At 70.6% G+C, this 25,088-nt stretch carries 21 protein-coding genes; 14 read left to right on the top strand and 7 right to left on the bottom strand.

Translation table 11 applies throughout. From position 1 onward, the window contains the following. Positions 1-34 precede the first annotated feature (34 nt). From OQ968_RS08860 to OQ968_RS08850, 3 genes are read left to right on the top strand one after another with little or no spacing between them, the layout of a single operon-like run. Positions 35-883: an SDR family oxidoreductase gene (locus OQ968_RS08860; protein WP_324676788.1), complete on the top strand. Its 849-nt coding sequence runs from the start codon at positions 35-37 to the stop codon at positions 881-883. A gap of 46 nt (positions 884-929) precedes the next feature. Then, on the top strand, positions 930-3,332 hold the full coding sequence (locus OQ968_RS08855; RefSeq protein ID WP_324676786.1) for a phosphoketolase family protein: 2,403 nt from the start codon (positions 930-932) through the stop codon (positions 3,330-3,332). A gap of 35 nt (positions 3,333-3,367) precedes the next feature. Continuing rightward, positions 3,368-4,120, top strand: a complete 753-nt coding sequence (locus tag OQ968_RS08850) for a CPBP family intramembrane glutamic endopeptidase (RefSeq protein WP_324676784.1) — start codon at positions 3,368-3,370, stop codon at positions 4,118-4,120. Positions 4,121-4,124: 4 nt separating this feature from the next. Here OQ968_RS08850 and OQ968_RS08845 read toward each other — a convergent pair whose 3' ends face one another. The 6 genes from OQ968_RS08845 to modA all read right to left on the bottom strand — a co-directional run bounded on the left by OQ968_RS08845 (position 4,125) and on the right by modA (position 9,445). Then, entirely contained in the window at positions 4,125-5,150 is a 1,026-nt protein-coding gene (locus tag OQ968_RS08845) for a zinc-binding alcohol dehydrogenase family protein (protein WP_420715862.1), read from the bottom strand. 47 nt (positions 5,151-5,197) lie between these two features. Next, positions 5,198-5,497, bottom strand: a complete 300-nt coding sequence (locus tag OQ968_RS08840; protein WP_324676782.1) for a GlsB/YeaQ/YmgE family stress response membrane protein — start codon at positions 5,495-5,497, stop codon at positions 5,198-5,200. Positions 5,498-5,620: 123 nt separating this feature from the next. Continuing rightward, entirely contained in the window at positions 5,621-6,640 is a 1,020-nt protein-coding gene (locus OQ968_RS08835; protein WP_324676780.1) for an alanine and proline-rich secreted protein Apa, read from the bottom strand. Positions 6,641-6,760: 120 nt separating this feature from the next. Then, on the bottom strand, positions 6,761-7,882 hold the full coding sequence (locus OQ968_RS08830) for a sulfate/molybdate ABC transporter ATP-binding protein (protein WP_324676778.1): 1,122 nt from the start codon (positions 7,880-7,882) through the stop codon (positions 6,761-6,763). Between the two features lie 6 nt (positions 7,883-7,888). Next, the gene (locus OQ968_RS08825; protein ID WP_324676776.1) at positions 7,889-8,683 is read right to left on the bottom strand and encodes an ABC transporter permease; all 795 of its coding nucleotides are present in this window, start codon (positions 8,681-8,683) and stop codon (positions 7,889-7,891) included. A gap of 9 nt (positions 8,684-8,692) precedes the next feature. Then, positions 8,693-9,445, bottom strand: a complete 753-nt coding sequence (modA, locus tag OQ968_RS08820; protein ID WP_324676774.1) for a molybdate ABC transporter substrate-binding protein — start codon at positions 9,443-9,445, stop codon at positions 8,693-8,695. Positions 9,446-9,622: 177 nt separating this feature from the next. Between modA and OQ968_RS08815 the strand changes: the two genes are divergently transcribed. The 3 genes from OQ968_RS08815 (at position 9,623) to OQ968_RS08805 (ending at position 12,787) form a co-directional block, all read left to right on the top strand. After that, positions 9,623-10,300, top strand: a complete 678-nt coding sequence (locus tag OQ968_RS08815) for an SDR family oxidoreductase (RefSeq protein WP_324676772.1) — start codon at positions 9,623-9,625, stop codon at positions 10,298-10,300. 52 nt (positions 10,301-10,352) lie between these two features. Continuing rightward, on the top strand, positions 10,353-11,270 hold the full coding sequence (locus tag OQ968_RS08810; RefSeq protein WP_324676770.1) for an LLM class F420-dependent oxidoreductase: 918 nt from the start codon (positions 10,353-10,355) through the stop codon (positions 11,268-11,270). Between the two features lie 131 nt (positions 11,271-11,401). Beyond that, positions 11,402-12,787 (top strand): NAD(P)/FAD-dependent oxidoreductase, encoded by a 1,386-nt coding sequence (locus tag OQ968_RS08805; RefSeq protein ID WP_324676768.1) that lies wholly within the window; start codon positions 11,402-11,404, stop codon positions 12,785-12,787. 4 nt (positions 12,788-12,791) lie between these two features. Here OQ968_RS08805 and OQ968_RS08800 read toward each other — a convergent pair whose 3' ends face one another. Then, complete coding sequence (locus tag OQ968_RS08800) at positions 12,792-13,202, bottom strand: PaaI family thioesterase (RefSeq protein WP_324676766.1); 411 nt, start codon at positions 13,200-13,202, stop codon at positions 12,792-12,794. 264 nt (positions 13,203-13,466) lie between these two features. Here OQ968_RS08800 and OQ968_RS08795 point away from each other — a divergent pair, with 264 nt between their 5' ends. The 8 genes from OQ968_RS08795 (at position 13,467) to OQ968_RS08760 (ending at position 25,088) form a co-directional block, all read left to right on the top strand. After that, complete coding sequence (locus OQ968_RS08795) at positions 13,467-13,883, top strand: BlaI/MecI/CopY family transcriptional regulator (protein WP_324676764.1); 417 nt, start codon at positions 13,467-13,469, stop codon at positions 13,881-13,883. 14 nt (positions 13,884-13,897) lie between these two features. After that, entirely contained in the window at positions 13,898-14,848 is a 951-nt protein-coding gene (locus OQ968_RS08790) for a M56 family metallopeptidase (protein ID WP_324676762.1), read from the top strand. A 96-nt stretch (positions 14,849-14,944) separates the two neighbouring features. Then, positions 14,945-16,414, top strand: coding sequence for an NADP-dependent phosphogluconate dehydrogenase (gndA, locus tag OQ968_RS08785; RefSeq protein ID WP_324676760.1), 1,470 nt, complete (start codon positions 14,945-14,947; stop codon positions 16,412-16,414). 47 nt (positions 16,415-16,461) lie between these two features. Next, positions 16,462-17,898, top strand: a complete 1,437-nt coding sequence (locus tag OQ968_RS08780; RefSeq protein ID WP_324676758.1) for a GuaB1 family IMP dehydrogenase-related protein — start codon at positions 16,462-16,464, stop codon at positions 17,896-17,898. Between the two features lie 213 nt (positions 17,899-18,111). Then, positions 18,112-19,482 carry a hemolysin family protein gene (locus OQ968_RS08775; RefSeq protein WP_324676756.1) on the top strand — a complete coding sequence of 457 codons (1,371 nt, stop codon included), beginning with the start codon at positions 18,112-18,114 and terminating at the stop codon, positions 19,480-19,482. Beyond that, positions 19,479-20,525, top strand: coding sequence for a hemolysin family protein (locus OQ968_RS08770; RefSeq protein WP_324676754.1), 1,047 nt, complete (start codon positions 19,479-19,481; stop codon positions 20,523-20,525). Before OQ968_RS08775 ends, OQ968_RS08770 begins: the two co-directional genes overlap by 4 nt. A 287-nt stretch (positions 20,526-20,812) precedes the next feature. Further along, entirely contained in the window at positions 20,813-23,014 is a 2,202-nt protein-coding gene (locus OQ968_RS08765; protein ID WP_324676752.1) for a malate synthase G, read from the top strand. 46 nt (positions 23,015-23,060) lie between these two features. Continuing rightward, complete coding sequence (locus tag OQ968_RS08760) at positions 23,061-25,088, top strand: substrate-binding domain-containing protein (RefSeq protein WP_324676750.1); 2,028 nt, start codon at positions 23,061-23,063, stop codon at positions 25,086-25,088.

The raw sequence follows: 25,088 nt of genomic DNA, 5'->3' as shown, positions 1-25,088 counted from the left end.
GCGCCGCCCCGACGTCGAGTGCTGTGCTTACCGGATGGCAGACACCGAATCCATCGCCCTGAAGGTCCGCGACAAGGTCATCGTGATCACCGGCGGCGCAAGGGGAATCGGCCTGGCCACCGCGACCGCGCTGCACAACCTGGGCGCCAAGGTCGCGATCGGCGACATCGACGAGGTGCGGGTCAAGGAGTCGGGCGCCGCGCTGGGGCTCGACGTCTACGGCAAGCTCGACGTCACCGACCCGCACTCGTTCGCGGACTTCCTCGACGACGTCGAGCGCCAGCTCGGCCCGATCGACGTGCTGGTCAACAACGCCGGCATCATGCCGGTGGGCCGCATCATCGACGAGCCCGACTCGGTCACCCGGCGCATCCTGGACATCAACGTCTACGGCGTGATGCTGGGCAGCAAGCTGGCGGTGCAGCGCATGGTGCCCCGCGGCTCCGGGCACGTCATCAACGTCGCCTCGCTGGCCGGGGAGATCTACGCCGTCGGGCTGGCCACCTACTGCGCCAGCAAGCACGCGGTGGTCGCGTTCACCGACTCGGCGCGGCTCGAGTACCGCGACGCCGGCGTGAAGTTCTCGATGGTGTTGCCGTCGTTCGTCAACACCGAACTCACCTCGGGCACCAAGGGGGCCAGGGGATTCCGGAACGCCGAGCCGTCGGAGATCGCCGACGCGATCGTCGGGCTGGTGGTGCGCCCGCGGCCGCGGGTGCGGGTCACCAAGGCGGCCGGCGCGATGGTCGTCTCGCAGCGGTTCATGCCGCGGGTCCTCGGCGAGGGCCTCAACCGCCTGCTCGGCGGCGAGCACGTCTTCACCGACGACGTCGACGTCGAGCAGCGCCGGGCCTACGAGGCCCGGGCCCGCGGCGAAGAATGAGCGCCGGGTAGAGTGCGGTTCACCGGAGGCGGGGACAATCGGTCCGGTGAGCCTACGAACCCCGACAACCGCGACGTCCGTTCCTCCAGCCCTCTCCGACGACGAGCTGGCCCTCATCGACAAGTACTGGCGCGCCGCCAACTACCTGTCGGTCGGGCAGATCTACCTGCTGGACAACCCGCTGCTCACCGAACCGCTGTCGGCCGAACACGTGAAACCCCGGCTGCTGGGTCACTGGGGCACCACCCCGGGGCTCAACCTCGTCTACGCACACCTGAACCGCATCATCCGCAACCGCGACGCCAACGTCATCTACGTCACCGGTCCCGGTCACGGCGGGCCCGGGCTGGTGGCCAACGCCTACCTCGAGGGCACCTACAGCGAGGTGTACAGCGGCATCGGGGAGAACACCGACGGGCTGCGAAAGCTGTTCCGCCAGTTCTCTTTTCCCGGCGGCATCCCCAGCCATGTCGCCGCCCAGACCCCGGGGTCCATCCACGAGGGCGGTGAGCTCGGCTACGCGCTGGTGCACGCGTTCGGCGCGGCGTTCGACAACCCCGACCTGGTGGTGGCCTGCGTGGTCGGCGACGGCGAGGCCGAGACCGGACCGCTGGCCACCAGCTGGCACTCGAACAAGTTCCTCAACCCCGCCGTCGACGGCGCCGTGCTGCCGATCCTGCACCTCAACGGGTACAAGATCGCCAACCCGACCGTGCTGGCCCGCATCCCGCACGCCGAGCTCGAGTCGCTGCTGAGCGGCTACGGCTATCGGCCGATCACGGTCGCCGGTGACGAGCCGGCCGACGTGCACCAGCAGCTCGCCGCGGCCCTCGACGACGCGTTCGACGACATCGCGGCCATTCAGCAGGCCGCCCGCGCCGGCGCCACCACCGCGCGGCCGGTGTGGCCGATGATCGTGCTGCGCACCCCCAAGGGCTGGACCGGACCCAAGAGCGTGGACGGCAAGCGGGTGGAGGGCACCTGGCGCGCGCACCAGGTTCCGCTGGCCGCCACCCACGAAAACCCCACGCACCGCGCGCAACTCGAGGAGTGGCTGCGCAGCTACCGTCCCGAGGAACTGTTCGGCGAGAGCGGCGCGCTGCGCCCCGAGCTGAAGGCGATCGCCCCGCGGGGAGACCGGCGGATGAGCGCCAACCCGCACGCCAACGGCGGGCTGTTGCTGCGCGAACTGGACCTGCCGGACTTCCGCGACTACGCGGTGCCGGTCACGGCGCCGGCCGCCACCATGCACGAGGCCACCCGCGTGCTGGGCGCGTTCCTGCGCGACGTCATCGCCCGCAACCCGGACCGCTTCCGCCTGATGGGTCCCGACGAGACGGCCTCCAACCGGCTGGACGCCGTGTACGAGTCCACCGACAAGGTGTGGCTGTCGCGGACCGAGCCCGACGACGAAAACCTGGCGCCGGACGGCCGCGTGATGGAGGTGCTGTCCGAGCACCTGTGCCAGGGCTGGCTGGAGGGTTACCTGCTGACCGGCCGGCACGGGCTGTTCAACTGCTACGAGGCGTTCGTGCACATCGTCGACTCGATGCTGAACCAGCACGCGAAGTGGCTGGCCACCAGCCGCGAGCTGCCGTGGCGAATGCCGATCGCGTCGCTGAACTACCTGCTGAGCTCGCACGTGTGGCGCCAGGACCACAACGGCGCGTCCCATCAGGATCCCGGGTTCATCGACCTGGTCGCGAACAAGCGGGCCGAGCTGACCCGTGTGTACCTGCCGCCCGACACCAACACGCTACTGTCGGTGGCCGACCACTGCCTGCGCAGCCGCAACTACGTCAACGTCATCGTCGCCGGCAAGCAGCCGGCGCTGACCTACCTGGACATGGACGCCGCGATCGCGCACTGCACCCGCGGCCTGGGCATCTGGCAGTGGGCGAGCACCGCTGGATCTGCGGTCGCCGAACCCGACGTGGTGCTGGCCTGCGCCGGGGACATCCCGACGCAGGAGACGCTGGCCGCCGCCGACATCCTGCGCCGGGCGCTGCCCGAGCTGGCGGTGCGGGTGGTCAACGTCGTCGACCTGATGCGGCTGCAGCCGGAATCCGAGCACCCACATGGCTTGCCGGACAAGGAGTTTGACGCGCTGTTCACCCGGGATAAGCCGGTCATCTTCGCCTACCACGGCTATCCGTGGCTGATCCACCGGCTCACCTATCGCCGCACCAACCACCACCAGATTCACGTGCGCGGGTTCAAGGAGCGGGGCACGACGACGACGCCGTTCGACATGGTGATGCTCAACGACCTCGACCGCTTCCACCTGGTGATGGACGTCGTCGACCGGGTCGACGGGCTGGCCAGCCGGGCCGCGGTGCTGCGGCAGAGCATGGTGGACGCCCGCCTGGCCGCCCGCCGCTACACCCGCGAGCGCGGCGAGGACGACCCGCAGATCTCCGGCTGGACCTGGGACAACGACTGGAAGTGAGCCGGCCGGGCGGGGTCGCCCGGTAAGCTTGCCGGATGCCCGACGCGACGATCGACGCCACTGTGGTGTCGAGCCCCTCGGCGCTGCACCGGTTCCGGGTGCAGCTCGACGTCGCCGTCGTCGTCGTGGTGCTGGTGCTGACCAACCTGATCGCGCACTTCACCACCCCCTGGGCCAGCGTCGCCACCGTCCCCGCCGCGGCGGTGGGGCTGGTGGCGTTGATGCGGGCGCGCGGCCTGGACTGGTCCGACCTGGGCCTGGGCCGCAGGCATTGGAAGTCCGGGCTCGGTTATGCGCTGGCCGCGGTGGGCGTGGTCGCGTCGGTCATCGGGGTCGGGGTGCTGCTGCCGATGACCCGGCCGATGTTCATGAACCATCACTACGCGACGATCTCCGGGGCGCTGATCGCCTCGATGATCATCATTCCGCTGCAGACGGTGATCCCCGAGGAGCTGGCGTTCCGCGGGGTGCTGCACGGTGCGTTGAGCCGGGCCTGGGGATTTCGCGGGGTCGCGCTGGTGGGTTCGCTGCTGTTCGGCCTGTGGCACGTCGCCACGTCGCTGGGGCTGACGAGCAGCAACGTCGGCTTCACCCGGGTGTTCGGCGGGGGTTTCGCCGGGATGGTGGCCGGGGTGACGCTGGCGGTGTTGGCCACCGCCACGGCCGGGTTCGTCTTCAGCTGGTTACGCCGGCGCAGCGGCAGCCTGCTCGCGCCGATCGCCCTGCACTGGTCGCTGAACGGGCTGGGCGCCCTGGCCGCCGCGCTGGTCTGGCACCTGTCGACCTGAGTCCTTAGACGAGCAATACCGCCGCGCCGGCGATGCGCCCGGCGGCCAGATCGCTCAACGCCCGATCCGCTTGGTCCAGCGGGTATTCCGGCGTGGTCACCTCGATGTGATGCTGCGCGGCGAAGTCGAGGAACGCCCGCGCGTCGGCGCGGGTGTTGGACGTGACCGACCGCATTTGGCGCTCCTGGAACAGGTGCCGTTGGTAGTTCAGGGTCGGGATGTCGGACAGGTGGATCCCGGCGATCGACAGGGTGCCGCCGCGGTCCAGCGCCGCCATCGCGGGCAGCACCAGATCACCGACCGGAGCGAACAGGATCGCGGCGTCCAGCGGCACCGGCGGCGGATCGGCGGCGCCCTGCGCCGACGCGGCGCCGAGCTTGACCGCCAGCTCCTGCGCCTCGACCCCACGGGTCATCACGTGCACCTCGGCGCCTTGGGCCAACGCGACCTGCGCGGTGATGTGGGCGCTGCCGCCGAAGCCGTAGATCCCCAGCCGGCCGCCCGGCGGTAGCTCGGCGCGCAGCAGTGACCGGTAGCCGATGATGCCGGCGCACAACAGCGGGGCGAGCTCGGTGTCGCTGTAGCCGCTCGGCAGGTGGTGCGCGAAAGCCGCTGGCACGGTGGCGAATTCGGCGTATCCGCCGTCGGCGTCCCAGCCGGTGTAGCGGGAGTTCGGACACAGGTTCTCGGCGCCCCGGCGGCAGTACTTGCAGGCCCCGCAGGTGTGGCGCAGCCAGGCGATGCCCACCCGGTCGCCCGGTTTGAACTCGTCGCCCGCCTCTGAGCCGACCTCTATGACCTCCCCCACCACCTCGTGGCCCGGGGTCACGTGCTCGCGGTGCACGGGAAGGTCGCCCTCGGCGACGTGCAGATCGGTGCGGCACACGCCGCACGCGCGCACCGCCACCAGCAGCTCGGACGGCTCGGGGCGCGGCACGTCGGCGGTGACCCGCTCGAGCGGACCGGTGTCCACGGGGCCGGGCCGACGCACTCGCCAGGCGCGCATGGTCGTTGTCGCGACGGGGGCCATCAGTCCATCTTGCCGCTATCCGCCACGGCCGCAACGGTTTCGCCGGGTCAGGTCCTTCGGACCATGCCGACGATCCAGAGCAGGATCACCGAGCCGAGTATCGCCGTGAACAGGGTGAACCAAAAGCCGCCGGCGGCAGTGTCGACGAAGAAGCTCAGCAGAAATCCGCCGATCAATGCGCCGATGATGCCGATGACGATGTTCATCAGGATGCCGGACCCGCCGCCCTTGACGATCTTGCCGGCGATCCAGCCCGCGATGCCGCCGATGATGATGTAGCCGATCCAGCCGACGCTGGTCAGCGTTGTCGAGCGGGCAAGATATTCGGTTGCTGCCATGACGTCCATCCGGGCCTCCCTGCATTCGCTGGCAAAGCCCGGTTCGTTTGCCGGGCCGTGCTTTCGGTATACCCCGTTTGGGTCACGAATTGCGGGCCGAACCGGCGACGGTACGGCAAACCGATCGGCGGGTCAGGCCGGTTGGGTCTGCTGTGGCGCCGGCGCGGGCGTCGGAGTGACCTCGCCGGCGGGTGCTTGGGCCGGCGGTGCGGCCGGCGGCGGCGCGCCCGGTGCCGGTGGCGCGGGTGCGGCGGGAGCCGGGGCGGGCGGCGCAGGAGCCGGCGCCTCCGGAGCGGGTGCCCCGGGCGCCCCCGGCGCGGCGGCGGGCGGCGGCGGGGCGGTCCAGGGCTGGATCGACTCGGCCAGCGCCTTGGCCGCGCCCTTGTCCACCGGGTCGTTGGCGGTCCCGAGCCACACCACGAACCAGCGCTGCGGCGTGGTCGCGTTGGACGTGCCGACGACGCCCGTCCAGATCTGGCCGTTCGGCTTGCTCGGGTCGCTGAACTTGACCTCGTAGTACGACGCGCTTCCGGTGATCCCGTTGGCGCCGGCCAGCGTCGCGGATTCCTGGTTGATCCGCGTGCCCGGGTACGGCATGAAGAACTCACCCATGTCCGAGCCGAGCCGGACCGCGGCCTTGGAGTTGTTGGCTTCGGCGCTGGCGTAAAGCTTTTGGTCCAGCCGGCCCATCACGATGCGGGTGTCGTTGGCCACCGGCGGCGGCTGATTGGGCATCGGCGGCTGGCCGGTGGTCTTGCTCAGCAACTCCGAGCCGTAGTCGAGGTGGGACGCGTCCGACTCCACCCAGCCGGGCGGAAGCACGAAGCTGAATCCGCCGACGGGGTTGCCGATCCGGCCGGCGTTGGGGTCGACGGCCGGCGGTGGCGGCGCGTTCGGGTCGACCGGTGGCGGCGGCGCGGCGTTCGCATCGCCCGGCGCCGGCGGCGCATTCGGCGCGGGCTGCGCGTTCGGCGCGGGGGCGGCCGGCGGCGGGGCGGCCGTGGTTGCCGGGACCGGGGTGGGGGTCTCCGGATCGGCGTGCGACGTCGCCGGCAACGCGATGGTGACGGCGCTGGCGCCGGTCACCGTGGCGATCGCCAGCGTCGCCCACAGGGCTTTGCGGCGTGTCGAGTTCGGGTCCACCTGATCCATGGCGACGAACCTACCGTGTTACGGCTGTGACGCAAGGGTGCGCTGCTGACGATGCGGTGCGGTTTTCCCGATGTTGCCAATGTGCAACCAGTTTCGACGGCGGGCGGTCCGTCCCGACGGTCAGGAGCGAGCGGGCCGCGCGGCCGCCGGATACAGCGTCACCTCGGTGGCCTTGACCGAGAACCACACCTCCTCCCCCGGCGCCAGCCGCAGCTCCGACGCGGCGTCCACGGTGATTTCCGCGGCCAGGCCCGGCGCCCCGTCGGGCTGCTCGCGGGCCCGCACCAACACGGCGGAACCGCGCACACCCAGCTCCGCGACGGTCAGCCGCACGCAGTTGCGCGGGCTGCCGTGCGGCGGCTCTCGGTAGACGGCCACGGCCGTCGGCGGGAACACCGCGACGGCGTCCTGCCCGCCGCCGAGCTCCTGTGCCGGCATCCCGTGCCACGGCTCGCCGGACCGGGCGCGCAGCGAGCCGTCGGCCCCGATCGTCCCGTTGACCAGGTTGATGCTCGCGATGCGGGCGCCGAAATGGCTGCGCGGCGCGGCGAGCACCTCGGCCGCCGGACCGATCTCGGCGACCCTCCCGGATTCGAGCACCAGCACCCGGTCGGCCAGGGTGAGCACGTCCAGCAGGTCATGCGTTATCAGGATCACCGCGCAGCCGCTGCGGGCGACCACGCCGCGCAGCACCGCGCGGATGGCCGCGGCCGCGGCGACGTCCAGCCCGGTCAGCGGCTCGTCCAGCAACAACACGTCGGGCTCGGCCGCCAGCGCCCGCGCGATTGCCACCCGCTGGGCCTGACCGCCGGACAGCCGCCGCGATTTCCGGTCGGCGAGCTGCTCGGCGCCCACCTCGCGCAGCCAGCGCAGCGCCCTCGATCGCTCTTCGGCGCGCCGCCCGCCACGCGACTTGCCGACGATCCTGCGACGGCTGTGCGGCCCGAACGCCACGTTGGCGGCGACGCTCAGGTGCGGAAACAGGAGCGGATCCTGCAGCAGCAGCCCGACCCGGCGATCGTGGGTCGCCACCTGCACGCCGGCGGCCGTGTCGGTCAGCACCCGATCCCCCAACCGCACCACGCCCTCGTCGGGACGCACCAGCCCCGCGATGACGTGCAGGGCGGTCGATTTGCCCGCGCCGTTGGGCCCCAGCACCGCGAGCACCTCGCCCGCCGACACCGAGAACTCCACGTCTAGCCCGCGGTCGGCCACCACCGCGCGAAGCTGCAACTCGCTCATCGCCGGCTACCCCGCCCCCGGTCCGGCCAGCCTGCGCGCGCCCAGGCCCAGCACCACCAGCGTCGCCACCGCCACCAGCAGAATCGACAACGCCACCGCGGCGTTCGCGTCGGTCACCCGCTGCAGATAGATCTCCAGCGGCAGCGTGCGGGTCACGCCTTGCCGCGAACCCGCGAACGTCAGCGTCGCGCCGAACTCCCCCAGGGAGCGGGCGAACGCCAGCACGGCCCCCGACACCACCCCCGGCAGCAGCAGCGGCAGGGTGACCCGCCACCAGACGGTGCTGGGCCGCGCCCCCAGCGTCGCCGCCACCACCTCGTAGTCGGCTCCGGCGGTTCGCGCGGCGCCCTCGAGGGAGATCACCAGAAACGGCAGCGACACGAACGTCTGCGCCAGCACCACCGCGGTGGTGGAAAACGCGATGCTCACCCCGGCGGCCTCCAGGTATCGGCCGACCAGGCCGAGCCTGCCGAACGCGTACAGCAACGCGATGCCGCCGACCACCGGCGGCAGCACCAGCGGAACCAGGATCAGCGGTCGCAGCGCCCGGACCAGCCGCCCGGTGCCGCGGGCCAGCACCAGCGCCATCGGCACCCCCAGCAGCACGCACAGCACCGTGCTGGCCGCGGCGGTCTTCAGGCTGAGCAGCAGCGCCGTCTTCGACGACGAGCTGGTGATCAGCGACCAAAAGTTGGGCCAGTCGACCTCGATCGCGATCGACAACAGCGGCAGCGCCACGAAGACCACCCCGGCGGCGGCGGGGATGTACACCCAGCGGGGCAGGTCCGTCGGTCGGTGCACGGCCGGCGATCAGGGTTTCGCGAAGCCCGACTGGGCGAGGACCTTCTGCCCCGCGTCGGACGTCACCAGCGCGACGAACTTCTGCGCCAGGGCCCGTTTCGGCGCCTTCTTCAGCACCCCGACGGGATAGACGTTGACCGCGCCGGACGCCTCGGGGAAGTCGACGGTCGCCACCTTGTTTCCGGCGGCGTGCGCATCGGTGACGTAGACCAGCCCCGCGTCGGCCTGCCCGCTGGTGACCTTGTTGAGGACGTCGGTCACGCTGGGTTCCTCGCTGACCGGGTTGAGCCGCACGCCGGTGCCGTACTCGACGCGCCGGGCCGCCGATCCGCAGGGCACCGGCTGCTGGCAGGTCACCACGGCGAGCCCGGGCCTGGCGAGGTCGGCGAACGACCCGATCCTTTTCGGGTTGCCCGGCGTCGTGACGATCACCAACGTGTTGGACGCGAAGTTCGCCGGGTCACCGGCCAGCAGCCCGGCCCTGGCGACGGTGTCCATCTGCGCGGTGTCCGCCGATGCGAAGACGTCGGCGGTCGCGCCCTGGGTCAGCTGGGTCGCGAGCTCCGAGGAGCCGCCGAAATCGAACTCGACGCCGCTGCCCGGGTTGTCGGTCTTGAACCGCTGGCCGATCCGGGTGAACGCGGGTTTCAGCGAGGCTGCCGCGAAAACCACGATCGACCCGGACGCCTGCGGCTTCGAGGCGCAGGACACCGTCCCCGGCAGCAGCATCGCGGCCAACAGAAGGCCCAGGAAACGGCGCATGGGTGAACCCTAACGCGCCGACGATGCGGCCCGCCGGGGGCCAAATAGTCGCAAACGAGTGACGGCCGAATAGTTATGCAAATGATCTGCGCGGCGCGCCCGACGGGATTTCCCCGAATAGCTACTGTCCAGTAACATCGACCGGTATCGACGTTCAACGTTGAGCACGAGGAGGTCATGGCTGTGGAGGTGCTGGTCACCGGCGGGGATACGGCGCTGGGGCGCACAGTGGCCGAGGGCTTCCGCGATGACGGTCACAGGGTGACCCTCGTGGGCTCGCGGCGCAGCGACCTCGAGGTCGCTGCCAAAGAGCTGGACGTGGACGCGATCGTCTGCGACACCACCGACCCGGCGAGCCTGGAATCGGTTCGCGGTCTGTTCCCCCACCACCTCGACACGATCGTCCACGTGCCGGCCCCGGACTGGGACGCCGGCGACCCGCGCACCTATGCGCTCTCCGACACGGCCACGGCATGGCGCAAAGCGCTCGACGCGACGGTGCTTTCGGCGGCGCTGACGGTGCACGCCGTCGGCGACCACCTGCGCTCCGGTGGCTCCATCGTTTGCGTGGTGGCCGGAAACCCGCCCGCCGGCAGCGCCGACGCCGCGATCAAGGCGGCCCTCTCGAATTGGGTTGCGGGACAGGCGGAGATCTTCGGCACCCGCGGGATCACGATCAACGTGGTGGCACGGGGCCGCAGCGCCCAGGCCGGTTACGACGGCCTCTCCCGGACGCCGCCGTCGGTCGCGACGGAGGTCGCCCGCCTGACGCTGTTCCTCACCACCTCGGCGGCCCGCCACATCACCGGCCAGACCCTGCACGTCAGCCACGGCGCCCTGGCACGTTTCGCCTGACGCTGAATCCGGGCCGTATCCCGACGCGGGGCGCCGCATTACGGTAGACGGCGTGGCTATTCGACTCGGTCTGCAGATTCCCAACTTCTCCTACGGCACCGGGGTGGACAAACTCTTCCCCACCGTCCTGGCCCAGGCCCGCGAGGCCGAAGCGGCCGGTTTCGACTCGGTCTTCGTCATGGACCACTTCTACCAACTGCCCATGCTGGGCGATCCCGACCAGCCGATGCTGGAGGCCTACACCGCGCTGGGCGCGCTGGCCACCGGCACCGAGCGGGTGCAGCTGGGCACCCTGGTGACCGGCAACACCTATCGCAACCCGGCGCTGCTGGCCAAGATCATCACGACGCTGGACGTGGTGAGCCAGGGCCGGGCGATCCTGGGGATCGGCACCGGCTGGTTCGAGCTCGAGCACGACCAGCTGGGCTTCGAGTTCGGCACGTTCACCGACCGGTTCAACCGGCTCGACGAGGCGCTGCAGATCATCCTGCCGATGATCAAGGGCGAACGCCCGACCTTCGAGGGCAAGTGGTATCGCGCCAACCAGGCCATGGCCAATCCGCGCTTCCGCGACCACATTCCGTTGATGATCGGCGGCAGCGGCGAGAAGAAGACGATCCCGCTGGCCGCGCGCCACTTCGACCACCTCAACGTCATCGCCGGGTTCGACGAGCTGCCGGCCAAGGTGAAGGTCGTGCGGCAGCGCTGCGAGGAGATCGGCCGCGACCCGGCCACGCTGGAGACCAGCACGCTGACCACGGCCGTCGTCGACGAGAACTTCAGCGCCGACCGGATCCCCGCGGAGATGACCCAGCGCATGGTGGCCGGCAGCGCCGAGTCGGTCGCCGACCAGATCAAGACCAAGGTGCTGGACGCCGGGATCGACGGGGTGATCATCAACATGCCCTTCTACACACCCGGCGTCATCGCCGCCGCCGGGGAGGCGCTGCGGCCCCTGGTCGGTCTGTGAGCGCGGCCAGGGGCGGCGAGCCGGTGTGGGTCATTACACATGCAAACGAATTGGGTTTCGGGTATCCGCTGACTAGCGTGGTAGCTAACTGAATTCGCGCGTCAAGAAGCCCCGGCAGGAGCAACCCGAACATGAGCACGCAGGCGGAAACCACTGCTGCACCCGAGCGTCGTCATCAAGTCGTCATCATCGGATCGGGTTTCGGCGGGCTCAACGCGGCAAAGAAGCTCAAGCACGCCGACGTCGACATCAAACTGATCGCCCGCACCACCCACCACCTGTTCCAGCCGCTGCTGTACCAGGTGGCCACCGGCATCGTGTCCGAGGGCGACATCGCCCCGCCCACCCGGGTGGTGCTGCGCCGGCAGCGCAACGTCCAGGTGTTGCTCGGTGACGTCACGCACATCGACCTGGAGGGGCGGTTCGTCGTCTCGGATCTGCTGGGTCACGTCTACGAAACCCCTTACGACACACTGATTGTCGCCGCCGGCGCCGGCCAGTCGTACTTCGGCAACGACCACTTCGCCGAGTTCGCGCCCGGCATGAAATCGATCGACGACGCGCTCGAGGTGCGCGGCCGCATCCTGAGCGCCTTCGAGCAGGCCGAACGCTCCCGCGACCCGGAACGACGGGCCAAGCTGCTGACCTTCACGGTCATCGGCGCCGGCCCCACCGGCGTCGAAATGGCCGGGCAGATAGCCGAATTGGCCAACCACACCCTGAAGGGGTCCTTCCGGCACATCGATTCCACCCGGGCGCGGGTGATCCTGCTCGACGCCGCACCGGCGGTGCTGCCGCCGTTCGGCGAAAAGCTCGGTGACCGGGCGGCGGCGCGGCTGCAGAAGATGGGCGTGGAGATCCAACTCGGGGCGATGGTCACCGACGTCGACCGCAACGGCATCACGGTCAAGGACTCCGACGGCACCACCCGGCGGATCGAAACGGCGTGCAAGGTGTGGTCCGCCGGGGTGCAGGCCAGCGGGCTCGGCCAGGACCTCGCCGAGCAGTCGGCGGTCGAGATCGACCGGGCCGGGCGGGTCAAGGTGCTGCCCGACCTGTCCATCCCCGGGCACCCGAACGTGTTCGTCATCGGGGACATGGCCGCCGTCGAGGGCGTGCCGGGGGTGGCGCAGGGCGCCATCCAGGGCGCCAAGTACGTCGCCGGCCTGATCAGGGCCGAGCTCGACGGGGCCGACCCCGCCGAGCGCGAGCCGTTCCAATACTTCGACAAGGGCTCGATGGCCACCGTGTCGCGGTTTTCCGCGGTCGCCAAGATCGGCCCCATGGAGTTCAGCGGGTTCATCGCCTGGCTGATGTGGCTGGTGCTGCACCTGGTCTACCTGGTCGGCTTCAAGACAAAGGTCAGCACGCTGCTGTCGTGGACCGTGACCTTCCTGAGCACCCGCCGCGGCCAGCTCACCATCACCGAGCAGCAGGCGTTCGCCCGCACCCGCCTCGAACAGCTGGCCGTGCTGGCGGCCGAGGCGAAGCGCCCGGCGGCCCGGCGGGCCAGCTAACGGGCTACGCCTCGAGGTTCTGCAGCCGCACCTGACCCCGGGCGACGACCCGGTCGTCGGCGTCGGTGACGGTGACCAACCACAGCTGCTGGCTCCGGCCGCGGTGGATCGGTTCCGCCCTGCCGTAGACCGTCCCCGAGCTGATGGACCGCAGGAAATCCGTGTTGTTGTTGACCCCGACGACGTTGCCGCCGCCGTGCGCGGCGCGCCAGGTGTAGGCGGACACGCTGGCCATGCTCTCGATCATCGAGCAGTAGACCCCGCCGTGCACCAGGCCCATCGGCTGCAGCAGTTTGGGCGTGACCTCGAGTTGCGCCCGGGCCCCGTCGGGGCTGAGCTCGGTGAATTGCAGCCCCAACTCGGTGTCGAACGGGGCGGTGAAATCCGGCGGGAGAAGCTCTTCGGGCGATGGCACGCCAATGTGTCTACACCATCGGTGAAAACGGGCGAGCCCCGTGCACAGGGCACGGGGCTCGCCGATCGAGTAGACCGGGGGTCACTGCAGCCCTCAGGACTCTGCCGCGGTCGTGTCGCTCGACCGGTTTAGCATAGGCAAGGCTGCCCTAATTTCGCAAGGGCTCGGCGCGGGTTCCGCTCACAGTTATTCGCCAGCCTTCGGTACGACAGTCGGTAGTAATCGGGAGTACGCTTGTGGCAACGCTCAGGAGATGAACGAACTATGGCAAAACTGACACGGCTCGGGGATCTGGAACGCGCCGTCATGGATCACCTGTGGTCCACCCCGGAACCCCAGACCGTCCGCCAGGTCCACGAAGCGCTGTCGGCGCGACGCGACCTTGCCTACACCACGATCATGACCGTGCTGCAACGGCTGGCCAAGAAGAACCTGGTCTCCCAGATCCGCGACGACCGGGCGCACCGCTACGCGCCCGTGCACGGCCGCGACGAGCTGGTCGCCGGGCTGATGGTCGATGCCCTGTCCCAGGTCGAGGATTCCGGCGGCCGGCAGGCCGCGCTGGTGCACTTCGTCGAGCGCGTCGGCGCCGACGAGGCGGACGCGCTTCGGCGGGCACTCGCCGAATTGGAAGCAACCCAACGCAAAACGCCATCGGCTGGCGCTAACGCGGAGGAGTAAGGGAGACTAGCAGCGTGTCCGCGGCGGCCTTCACCCTCCTCGCGGTGCTGCTGGTCGGCCCGGCGCCGGCATTGTTGGCACGCGCGGGGTGGCCGCTGCGCGCTCCGCGCGCCGCGATGGTGCTGTGGCAGGCCATCGCCCTGGCCGCGGTGCTCTCGGCGTTCAGCGCGGGCATCGCGATCGCCACGCGGGTGCTCATGCCGGGCCCCGACGGGCGGCCCACCGCCAGCGTCGTCGGCGCCGCCGGCCGGCTCGGCTGGCCGCTGTGGACGGCCTACATCGCGGTCTTCGCGCTGACCGTGCTGGTCGGTGCGCGGCTGATGGTCTCGGTGGTGCGGGTCGCCATCGCAAACCGGCGACGCCGGGCCCACCACCGCATGGTGGTCGACCTGGTCGGCGTCGGCCACGACGCGGCGCTCGCGCAGCCGTGCGCCCGGGCGCGCGACCTTCGGGTGCTGGACGTTCCGCAACCGCTCGCCTACTGCCTGCCCGGCGTGCGCAGCCGCGTCGTCGTCAGCGAGGGAACGCTGACCACGCTCGCCGACACCGAGGTCGCCGCCATCCTCACCCACGAGCGGGCCCACCTGCGCGCCCGCCACGACCTGGTCCTGGAGGCCTTCACCGCGGTGCACGCCGCCTTCCCGCGGCTGGTCCGCAGCGCCAACGCGCTGCGAGCGGTGCAACTGCTCGTCGAACTGCTCGCCGACGACGCCGCGGTGCGCGCGACCGGCCGCACTCCCCTGGCCCGGGCGCTGGTCGCCTGCGCCTCCGGGCGGGCTCCGTCGGGCGCGCTGGCCGCCGGCGGTCCCAGCACGGTGCTGCGGGTGCGGCGGCTGTCCGGGCGGGGCAACAGCCTGATGCTGTCGGCCGCCGCCTACCTGGCGGCGGCGGCCGTGTTCGTGGTGCCCACCGTCGCGCTGGCCGTGCCGTGGCTCACCGAGCTACAGCGCTTGTTCAACGTCTAGCGGCGGCGCGGGGGCGAAACACTTTGGAGGACCGCCGGTTCGCTGTGCCAGAGTGTGTCGGGATCGCCGTCAAATGGCGCGACTGAAAGGCAGCACATGAGTTCGTCGGATACCCGGCCAGGTTCCAAGACCGGCACCGCGCAGATCGGGGTCACCGGCCTGGCCGTCATGGGCTCGAACATCGCCCGCAATTTCGCCCGCCACGGCTACACGGTCGCGCTGCACAACCGGTCCGTCGCCAAGACCGACGCGCTGCTTCAAGCGCACGGCGGCGAGGGCAACTTCGTGCGATCGGAGACCATCGAGGAATTCCTGGACGCGCTCGAGAAGCCGCGGCGGGTGCTGATCATGGTCAAGGCCGGCGACCCCACCGACGCCGTCATCGATCAGCTCGCCGACGCCATGGAGGAAGGCGACATCATCATCGACGGCGGCAACGCGCTCTACACCGACACCATCCGCCGCGAGAAGGCGATGCGCGAACGCGGGCTGCACTTCGTCGGCGCCGGCATCTCCGGCGGCGAGGAGGGGGCGCTCAACGGGCCGTCGATCATGCCGGGCGGGCCGGCCGAGTCCTACACGTCGCTGGGCCCGCTGCTCGAGGAGATCTCCGCACACGTCGACGGCGTGCCGTGCTGCACCCACATCGGCCCCGACGGCGCCGGGCACTTCGTCAAGATGGTGCACAACGGCATCGAGTACTCCGACATGCAGCTGATCGGCGAGGCCTACCAGCTGCTGCGCGACGGCCTGGGCAAGACCGCCGGGCAGATCGCCGACGTGTTCGACGAGTGGAACAACGGCGACCTGGACAGCTTCCTGGTCGAGATCACCGCGCAGGTGCTGCGCCAGACCGACGCCAAGACCGGCAAGCCGCTGGTGGACGTCATCCTCGACGAGGCCGAGCAGAAGGGCACCGGCCGTTGGACGGTGAAGTCGGCGCTGGACCTCGGCGTGCCGGTCACCGGCATCGCCGAGGCGGTGTTCGCCCGCGCCCTGTCCGGTTCGGTGGCCCAGCGCAGGGCCACCACCGGGCTGGCGTCGGGCGAGCTCGGTGAAAAGCCAACCGACGCAACCCAATTCACCGAGGACGTCCGGCAGGCCCTGTACGCGTCGAAGATCATCGCGTATGCCCAGGGCTTCAACCAGATCCAGGCCGGCAGCGCCGAATACGACTGGGGCATCACGCCCGGCGACCTGGCGACCATCTGGCGCGGCGGCTGCATCATCCGGGCCAAGTTCCTCAACCGGATCAAGGAGGCCTACGACTCCGACCCCGACCTGCCCACGCTGATCGTGGCGCCGTACTTCCGCAGCGCGATCGAGGCGGCGATCGACGGCTGGCGCCGCGTGGTGGTGACCGCCACCCGGCTGGGCATCCCGATCCCCGGGTTCTCCTCGGCGCTGTCCTATTACGACGCGCTGCGCACCGAGCGGCTGCCCGCGGCGCTGACCCAGGGCCTGCGCGATTTCTTCGGCGCGCACACCTACGGCCGCATCGACGAGGACCCCGGCAAGAAGTTCCATACCCTGTGGAGCGGGGACCGCACGGAGGTGCCCGCCTAGTTCGGCCAACTAAACTGGCCCGCAGGTACACGGTGGGGCGATAGCGAATGAAATTTCTGGACGGGCACCGGCCTGGGTACGACCTGACCTACAACGACGTGTTCATCGTGCCGAACAGCTCCGACGTCGCGTCGCGGTTCGACGTCGACCTGGCCACCGGCGACGGCTCCGGCACCACCATCCCGGTCGTCGTCGCCAACATGACGGCCGTGGCCGGGCGGCGGATGGCCGAAACGGTGGCGCGCCGCGGCGGCATTGTCATTCTGCCGCAAGACCTTCCGATCACCGCGGTGCAGCGGACGGTGGAATTCGTCAAGAGCCGCGATCTCGTCCTCGACACCCCGGTGATGCTCGCACCCGACGACTCGGTGTCCGACGCGATCGCGCTGATCCACAAGCGCGCGCACGGCGTCGCCGTGGTGGTCTTCGAGGGCCGCCCCATCGGTTTGGTGACCGAGTCGTCCTGCCTGGGCGTGGACCGCTTCACCAGGGTCCGCGACGTCACCGTGAGCGACTTCGTGACCGCCCCCGTCGGCACCGACCCGCGGAAGATCTTCGACCTGCTCGAGCATGCCCCGACCCAGGTCGCACTGGTGACCAACCCCGACGACACGCTGGCCGGCGTGCTGACCCGCACCGGGGCGCTGCGCGCCGGCCTGTACACCCCGGCCACCGACGCCGACGGGCGGCTGCGCATCGGCGGCGCCGTCGGCATCACCGGGGACGTGGGGGCCAAGGCCCGCTCCCTGGTCGAGGCCGGCGTCGACGTGCTGGTCATCGACACCGCGCACGGGCATCAGGTCAAGACGCTGGAGGCGATCAAGCTGGTCGCGTCGCTGGACCTGGGCGTGCCGCTGGCCGCGGGCAACGTGGTCTCGGCGGAGGGCACCCGCGACCTGCTCGGCGCCGGGGCGAACATCGTGAAGGTCGGAGTCGGGCCCGGCGCCATGTGCACCACCCGGATGATGACCGGGGTGGGCCGTCCGCAGTTCTCCGCGGTGCTCGAATGTGCTTCGGCGGCAAGGCAACTCGGTGGTCACGTGTGGGCCGACGGCGGGATCCGGCATCCGCGGGACGTGGCGCTGGCGCTGGTCGCCGGCGCGTCGAACGTGATGATCGGCTCCTGGTTCGCCGGAACCTACGAGTCGCCCGGGGACCTGATGCGCGACCGCGACGACCAGCCGTACAAGGAGAGCTACGGCATGGCGTCCAAGCGGGCGGTGGTGGCCCGCAGCACCGGCGACACCGAGTTCGACCGCGCCCGCAAGGCCCTGTTCGAGGAGGGCATCTCGACGTCGCGGATGGGGCTGGACCCCGACCGCGGCGGGGTCGAGGACCTGATCGACCACATCACCTCGGGCGTGCGCAGCACCTGCACCTACGTCGGCGCCTCGAACCTGGCGGAGTTGTACGACCGGGCCGTCGTCGGCGTGCAGTCGGTCGCGGGCTTCGCCGAGGGGCATCCGCTGCCGCTGGGCTGGTGACCCCGGCCGCGCGGATGCCTTCGCTACCATGTGAATTCCCGGAACTTCCGGGCCGCGACAGAGCGAAAGGGATGACGTGCCGCAGGCACCCGACGAGGCCTCGCCGAGGCCGGGGGCCTTGCGCGCGCAGCGGCGACTCGCCGTCGCCGGGGTGACCCGGGCAGACCCGACCGGACCGGCGTCCGCACCGCCGTCCCGATAGCCGAGCCCGCCATGAACGTCGCCGTCACCGTCGTCAGCGTGCTGGCCATCGCGGTGCTCATCTTCGGCAACGGGGTGTTCGTCGCGGCCGAGTTCTCGCTGACCGCACTGGACCGCACCACGGTCGAGGCCAACGCGCGCCGGGGCGGGCGCCGGGACCGCTGGATCCAACGCGCCCAGAACAGGTTGTCGTTCCAGCTGTCGGGCGCCCAGATCGGCATCTCGATCACCACGCTGGTGGCCGGATACCTGACCGAGCCGATGGTGGCCGACCTGCCGCATCCGTGGCTGGACGCGATCGGGGTGTCCGACCGGCTGGCCGACGGCATCACCGCGTTCATGGTGATGGTGATCGTGACGTCGGTGTCGATGGTGTTCGGGGAGCTGGTGCCGAAATATCTGGCGGTGGCGCGGCCCCTGTCGACGGCGCGCGCCGTGGTGGCCGTCCAGCTGCTGTTCTCGCTGCTGCTCACCCCGGCGATCCGGTTGACGAACGGCGCCGCGAACTGGATCGTCCGCGAGCTGGGCATCGAGCCGGCCGAGGAGCTGCGCTCGGCCCGCTCGCCGCAGGAACTGCTGTCGCTGGTGCGCACCTCGGCGCGCACCGGCTCCCTGGACCCCGCCACCGCCGCGCTGGTGCGGCGGTCGCTGCAGTTCGGCAACCTCACCGCCGAGGAGCTGATGACGCCGCGGTCCAAGATCGTCGCGCTGCAGACCGACGACACCGTGGCCGACCTGATCGCCGCGGCCGCCGAGTCCGGGTTCTCCCGATTCCCCATCGTCGACGGTGACCTCGACGAGACCGTCGGGATCGTGCACGTCAAGCAGGTGTTCAAGATCCCCCAGGCCGAGCGGCCGCGCACGCTGCTGGCGACGGTCGCCCAACCGGTCCCGATGGTGCCGTCGACGCTGGACGGCGACGCGGTGATGGCCGAGATCCGCGCCAACAGCCTGCACACCGCGATGGTCGTCGACGAATACGGCGGCACCGCGGGCATCGTGACCGTCGAGGACCTGATCGAAGAGATCGTGGGCGACGTCCGCGACGAACACGACGACGCCACGCCGGACGTGGTGGCCGCCGGCCGGGGCTGGCGGGTGTCCGGCCTGCTGCGCATCGACGAGGTGGCCGCCGCCACCGGGTACCGGGCACCCGAAGGGCCGTACGAGACGATCGGCGGCCTGGTGCTGCGCGAGCTCGGCCACATCCCGGTCGCCGGTGAGACCGTCGAGCTGACGGCGCTGGACTCCGACGGGCTGTTGGACGCCTCGACGCGCTGGCGGGCGACCGTGATCGGGATGGATGGTCGCCGGATCGACGTGCTCGAGCTGACCGAACTGGGCGGCCATGCGCACACCGCCGCGGGGGTGGGCCACCGATGAACGACACCCTCGGGGCGGTGCTGGCGGTCCTGCTGATCGGGGCGAACGCGTTTTTCGTCGGCGCGGAATTCTCGCTGATCTCGGCGCGGCGCGACCGGCTCGAGGCGCTGGCCGAGCAGGGCCGGGCCAGGGCGGTCACCGTGATCCGCGCCGGCGAGCAGCTGTCGTCGATGCTGGCCGGCGCCCAACTCGGCGTCACGGTGTCCTCGCTGCTGCTCGGGCGGATCGGCGAGTCGGCCGTCGCCAACCTGCTGCGGCGGGGGTTCGGGCTGACCGCGATGCACCCGACGCTGCTGCACACGCTGTCGTTCGCGATCGCGCTGGCGCTGGTGGTGACGCTGCACGTGCTGCTGGGCGAGATGGTGCCGAAGAACATCGCGCTGGCCGGTCCGGAACGCACCGCGATGCTGCTGGTCCCGCCGTACCTGGCCTACGTGCGCGCCGCCCGGCCGTTCATCGTGTTCTACAACAAGTGCGCCCACGCGATACTGCGCGCGCTGGGCGTGGAACCCAGGGACGAGCTGGACATCGCGGTCTCCCCCGTGCAGCTGAGCCAGCTGATCGCCGAATCGGTGTCCGAGGGCCTGCTGGACCCCGAGGAGCACACCAGGCTGACCCGCGCGCTGCAGATCGGCAGCCGGGTCGTCGGGGATGTGGCGGTGCCGCTCGCCGAGGTGCGGGCGGTGCCGATGGCCGCGGCGGGCTCGGGGCCGCGGGTCGGCGACGTCGAGCGCGCCCTGGCGCAGACCGGCTACTCCCGCTTTCCGGTCACGGCCCCCGACGGGAACTTCGTGGGCTACCTGCACATCAAGGACGTGCTGACGCGCAGCGACGACCCCGAGTCGGTGATCGACCTGGCGCTGGTGCGCCCGCTGCCGCGGGTGCGCGCGTCGCTGCCGCTGGCCGACGCGCTGTCGCGGATGCGCCGCAGCAACAGCCACCTGGCACTGGTGACCGACGGCGCCGACGGCGGCGTGGTCGCGATGGTGACGATGGAGGATCTGGTCGAGGACCTGGTCGGCAGCATGCGCGACGCGTCGTGAAACCACCTCGCCCGGCCCGCCCGGCGAGGAGCGCGGCCCGGGGCCCTTATGATTGAACGGCCGCCGGTACAGGCCAATGCAGGAATGTGCTGGACGGCTCAAAGTCTTGGCCGGCAGTCATGCGTTGCCACACAGCGGTACTCACCGTCCGCCCCGGCACCATGGGTGGAGCTGTGCGCACGCCTGACCTGCGATTGCAGGTTTGGCGGATACGCTCTTTCGGGCTGCCGGCCGGTAGGCTGACGAAGTAGCCACTGGCACCAAAGAGGCCATTACGGAGGAGAAACATGACTGATCGCGTGTCGGTGGGGAACTTGCGCGTCGCCCGAGTGCTCTACGACTTCGTGAACAACGAAGCCCTGCCTGGCACCGACATAGACCCCGAGAGCTTCTGGGCCGGCGTGGACAAGGTCGTCACCGACCTCACCCCGCAGAACCAGGAGTTGCTGCGGCGCCGCGACGAGCTGCAGGCCCAGATCGACAAGTGGCACCGCCACCGCGTCATCGAACCGATCGACGTCAAGGCCTACCGCGAATTCCTCACCGAAATCGGATACCTGCAGCCCGAGCCCCCCGACTTCACCATCACCACCGCGGGCGTCGACGCCGAGATCACCACGACCGCCGGCCCGCAGCTGGTCGTGCCGGTGACCAACGCGCGGTTCGCCCTCAACGCGGCCAACGCCCGCTGGGGCTCCCTCTACGACGCCCTCTACGGCACCGACGTCATCCCCGAAACCGACGGCGCCGAGCAGGGCACCAGCTACAACAAGGTGCGCGGCGACAAGGTGATCGCCTACGCGCGCCGGTTCCTCGACGAGGCGGTGCCGCTGGCGTCCGGCTCGTGGGCGGGAGCCACGGGCGTGAGCATCGTGGACGGCCGGCTGCAGATCGCCAGCGGCCCGGATTCCACCGGGCTGGCCGACCCGGAGCAATTCGTCGGATACAGCGGCGAGCTGGGCTCCCCCAGCTGGTCGGTGCTGCTGGTCAACCACGGGCTGCACATCGAGATCCAGATCGACCGCGAGTCGCCGATCGGCAGGACCGACGCGGCCGGCATCAAGGACGTGGTCCTGGAGTCGGCCGTGACCACCATCATCGACTTCGAGGACGCCGTCGCCGCCGTCGACGCCGACGACAAGGTCCGCGCCTACCGCAACTGGCTGGGCCTGAACAAGGGCGACCTGTCCGCGCCGGTCGACAAGGACGGCAAGACGTTCACCCGGGTGCTGAACCAGGACCGCCACTACACCACCCCCGACGGCGGCGAGCTGGTGCTGCCCGGGCGCGCGCTGCTGTTCGTCCGCAACGTCGGTCACCTGATGACCAACGACGCGATCGTCTTCGACAACGACGGGGCCGACGGCGACGAGGTCTTCGAGGGCATCATGGACGCGCTGTTCACCGGCCTGACCGCGATTCACGGCCTCAGGGCCGGCGACGCCAACGGGCCGCTGACCAACAGCCGCACCGGGTCGATCTACATCGTCAAGCCGAAGATGCACGGTCCCGACGAGGTCGCGTTCACCGCCGAGCTGTTCAGCCGCGTCGAGGACGTGCTCGGGTTGCCGCAGACCACCCTGAAGGTCGGCGTCATGGACGAGGAGCGGCGCACCACGCTGAACCTGAAGGCGTGCATCAAGGCCGTCACCGACCGGATCGTTTTTATCAACACGGGCTTCCTGGACCGCACCGGCGACGAGATCCACACCTCGATGGAGGCCGGCCCGATGGTGCGCAAGGGCACCATGAAGAGCCAGCCGTGGATCCTGGGCTACGAGGACAACAACGTCGACGTCGGCCTGGCCGCCGGCTTCGCCGGCCACGCCCAGATCGGCAAGGGCATGTGGACCATGACCGAGCTGATGGCCGACATGGTGGAGCAGAAGATCGGGCAGCCGAAGCAGGGCGCCAGCACGGCGTGGGTGCCGTCGCCCACCGCGGCCACCCTGCACGCGCTGCACTACCACAAGGTCGACGTCATCGCGGTGCAGAAGGAGCTGACCGGCCGAAAGCGGGTGCCGATCGAACAGCTGCTCACCATCCCGCTGGCCAAGGAGCTGGCCTGGGCGCCCGAGGAGATCCGCGAGGAGGTCGACAACAACTGCCAGTCCATCCTCGGCTACGTGGTGCGCTGGATCGACCAGGGCGTGGGTTCGTCGAAGGTTCCCGACATCCACAACGTGGCGCTCATGGAGGACCGCGCCACGCTGCGCATCTCCAGCCAGCTGCTGGCCAACTGGCTGCGCCACGGCGTGATCACCGAGGAGGACGTGCGGGCCGGCCTCGAGCGCATGGCCCCGATGGTGGATCAGCAGAACGCCGGGGACGCGGCCTATCGCCCGATGGCGCCGAACTTCGACGACAGCATCGCCTTCCAGGCCGCGCAGGAGCTGATCCTGTCCGGAACCCAGCAGCCCAACGGGTACACCGAGCCGATCCTGCATCGGCGGCGACGTGAGTTCAAGGCCCGCGCCGGTGCCTCATAACGCACAGACATGACGACGAGTCGACTGAAAGGCGGCGCGCAGCGGCATGGGTAGGCACAGCAGGCCCGACCCCGAAGACGAAGACACCGTCGACGAGCCGGCTGACGAATCCCCCGCGGACGTTCCGCATTCCGACTACCGCCGCTATGCGGACGCCGGTCATTACGCGGACGAGGGCTATGCCGACGAGGACTACGACGACGCCGACTACGACGACGCCGGTGCCGACGAGGATTATGCCGGCGAGGCCGGCGACGAATACCCGGAATTCCCGTCCCGGCCCGCCGCCGCGGCGGGCTCGGGGCCGCCGACCCCACCCGGCGGGCACCGCGGGCTCGGCGACTGGCGGGGCGGTCACCGCAGCGACGGCGGCCGGCGCGGCGTCAGCATCGGGGTGATCGTCGCCCTCGTCGCCGTCGTCGTGGTGGTGGGCACGGTGATCCTGTGGAGTTTCTTCGGCGACGTGTTGTCCAACCGCTCGCACACGGCCGCCGCGCGCTGCGTGGGCGGCAAGGAGGCGGTCGCCGTCGTCGTCGACCCGTCGCTGGCCGACCAGGTGCAGCAGTTCGCGGAGAGCTTCAACGCGTCGGCGGGCCCGGTCGGCGACCACTGCATGCAGGTCAACGTCAAACCGGCCGGCTCCGACGCCGTTGTAGCCGGCTTCATCGGCAAGTGGCCGGCCGAACTGGGCGACCGGCCGGCACTGTGGATCCCCGCCAGCTCGGTGTCCGCCGCGCGGTTGTCCGCGGCGGCGGGCCAGAAAACGATCAGCGACAGCCGTCCGCTGGTGACCTCGCCGGTGGTGCTCGCGGTGCGGCCCGAGCTCCAGCAGGCCCTTGCCAACCAGAGCTGGGCGACGCTGCCCGGCCTGCAGACCAACCCGAACGCGCTGGCCGGCTTGAACCTGCCGGCGTGGGGATCGCTGCGGCTGGCGCTGCCGACGAACGGCAACGGCGACGCCGCCTACCTGGCCGGCGAGGCGGTGGCGGCGGCGACGGCGCCCGTCGGCGCGCCGCCCACCCAGGGCGTCGCCGCGGTGCGCACGCTGACGGGCGCACAACCGAAGCTGGCGGACAATTCGCTGACCGAGGCGATGAACACGCTGCTCAAGCCCGGCGACGCGGCGACCGCGCCGGTGCACGCGGTGGTCACCACCGAGCAGCAGCTGTTCGCGCGCGGCCAGTCGCTGCCGGACGCCAAGAGCATGCTGGCCTCGTGGCTGCCCCCCGGCCCGGCGGCCGTCGCCGACTACCCCACGGTGTTGCTCAACGGCTCGTGGCTCTCGCGCGAGCAGACCTCGGCGGCCAGCGGCTTCGCCCACTTCATGCGCCGGCCCGAGCAACTGGCGAAGCTGGCCAAGGCCGGTTTCCGGGCCGAGGGCGTCAAACCGCCCAGCAGCGCGGTGACCAGCTTCCCGGCGCTGCCCTCCACCCTGTCGGTGGGTGACGACGGGATGCGGGCCACGCTGGCCGACGCCATGGCCGCGCCGTCGGGCGGCGGGGCGGCGACGATCATGCTCGACCAGTCGATGCCCGGCGACGAAGGCGGAAAGTCCCGGCTGGCCAACGTGGTCGCGGCGCTGGGCGACCGGATCAAGGCGCTGCCGCCCACCTCGGTCGTGGGGCTGTGGACCTTCGACGGCCACGAGGGCCGATCGGAGGTCACCGCCGGGCCGCTGTCCGACCCCGTCAACGGCAAGCCCCGCTCGGAGGCGCTGACCGCGGCGCTGGACAAGCAGTACTCGTCGGCCGGCGGCGCGGTGTCGTTCACCACGCTGCGCATGCTCTACCAGGAGATGCAGGCAAAATACGCTGCGGGACAGCCCAATTCGATATTGGTGATCACGGCGGGACCACACACGGACCAGACCCTGGACGGCCCCGGGCTGCAGAATTTCATCCGCACCGGCGCCGACCCGGCCAAGCCGATCGCCGTCAACGTCATCGACTTCGGGGCCGACCCCGACCGGCCGACGTGGGAGGCCGTCGCCCAGCTCAGCGGCGGCAGCTATCAGAACCTGCCGACCTCGGCGTCCCCCGCACTCGCCACGGCGATCGGTCAGTACCTGGGTTGA

The sequence above is a fragment of the Mycobacterium sp. 663a-19 genome, assembly GCF_035616495.1.
In the GTDB taxonomy this organism is placed as follows: Bacteria; Actinomycetota; Actinomycetes; order Mycobacteriales; family Mycobacteriaceae; genus Mycobacterium.
The sequence above is the reverse complement of the archived record's forward strand: the minus strand, read 5'-3'. Positions and strand labels throughout refer to the sequence as shown.

Coding starts and splice junctions, on each gene's coding strand:
- OQ968_RS08860 (WP_324676788.1), top strand. CDS start 35: ATGGCAGACACCGAATCCATCGCCCTGAAGGTCCGCGACAAGGTCATC.
- OQ968_RS08850 (WP_324676784.1), top strand. CDS start 3,368: ATGCCCGACGCGACGATCGACGCCACTGTGGTGTCGAGCCCCTCGGCG.
- OQ968_RS08845 (WP_420715862.1), bottom strand. CDS start 5,150: ATGGCCCCCGTCGCGACAACGACCATGCGCGCCTGGCGAGTGCGTCGG.
- OQ968_RS08840 (WP_324676782.1), bottom strand. CDS start 5,497: ATGGACGTCATGGCAGCAACCGAATATCTTGCCCGCTCGACAACGCTG.
- OQ968_RS08835 (WP_324676780.1), bottom strand. CDS start 6,640: ATGGATCAGGTGGACCCGAACTCGACACGCCGCAAAGCCCTGTGGGCG.
- OQ968_RS08830 (WP_324676778.1), bottom strand. CDS start 7,882: ATGAGCGAGTTGCAGCTTCGCGCGGTGGTGGCCGACCGCGGGCTAGAC.
- modA (WP_324676774.1), bottom strand. CDS start 9,445: ATGCGCCGTTTCCTGGGCCTTCTGTTGGCCGCGATGCTGCTGCCGGGG.
- OQ968_RS08815 (WP_324676772.1), top strand. CDS start 9,623: ATGGCTGTGGAGGTGCTGGTCACCGGCGGGGATACGGCGCTGGGGCGC.
- OQ968_RS08805 (WP_324676768.1), top strand. CDS start 11,402: ATGAGCACGCAGGCGGAAACCACTGCTGCACCCGAGCGTCGTCATCAA.
- OQ968_RS08795 (WP_324676764.1), top strand. CDS start 13,467: ATGGCAAAACTGACACGGCTCGGGGATCTGGAACGCGCCGTCATGGAT.
- gndA (WP_324676760.1), top strand. CDS start 14,945: ATGAGTTCGTCGGATACCCGGCCAGGTTCCAAGACCGGCACCGCGCAG.
- OQ968_RS08780 (WP_324676758.1), top strand. CDS start 16,462: ATGAAATTTCTGGACGGGCACCGGCCTGGGTACGACCTGACCTACAAC.
- OQ968_RS08775 (WP_324676756.1), top strand. CDS start 18,112: ATGAACGTCGCCGTCACCGTCGTCAGCGTGCTGGCCATCGCGGTGCTC.
- OQ968_RS08770 (WP_324676754.1), top strand. CDS start 19,479: ATGAACGACACCCTCGGGGCGGTGCTGGCGGTCCTGCTGATCGGGGCG.
- OQ968_RS08765 (WP_324676752.1), top strand. CDS start 20,813: ATGACTGATCGCGTGTCGGTGGGGAACTTGCGCGTCGCCCGAGTGCTC.
- OQ968_RS08760 (WP_324676750.1), top strand. CDS start 23,061: ATGGGTAGGCACAGCAGGCCCGACCCCGAAGACGAAGACACCGTCGAC.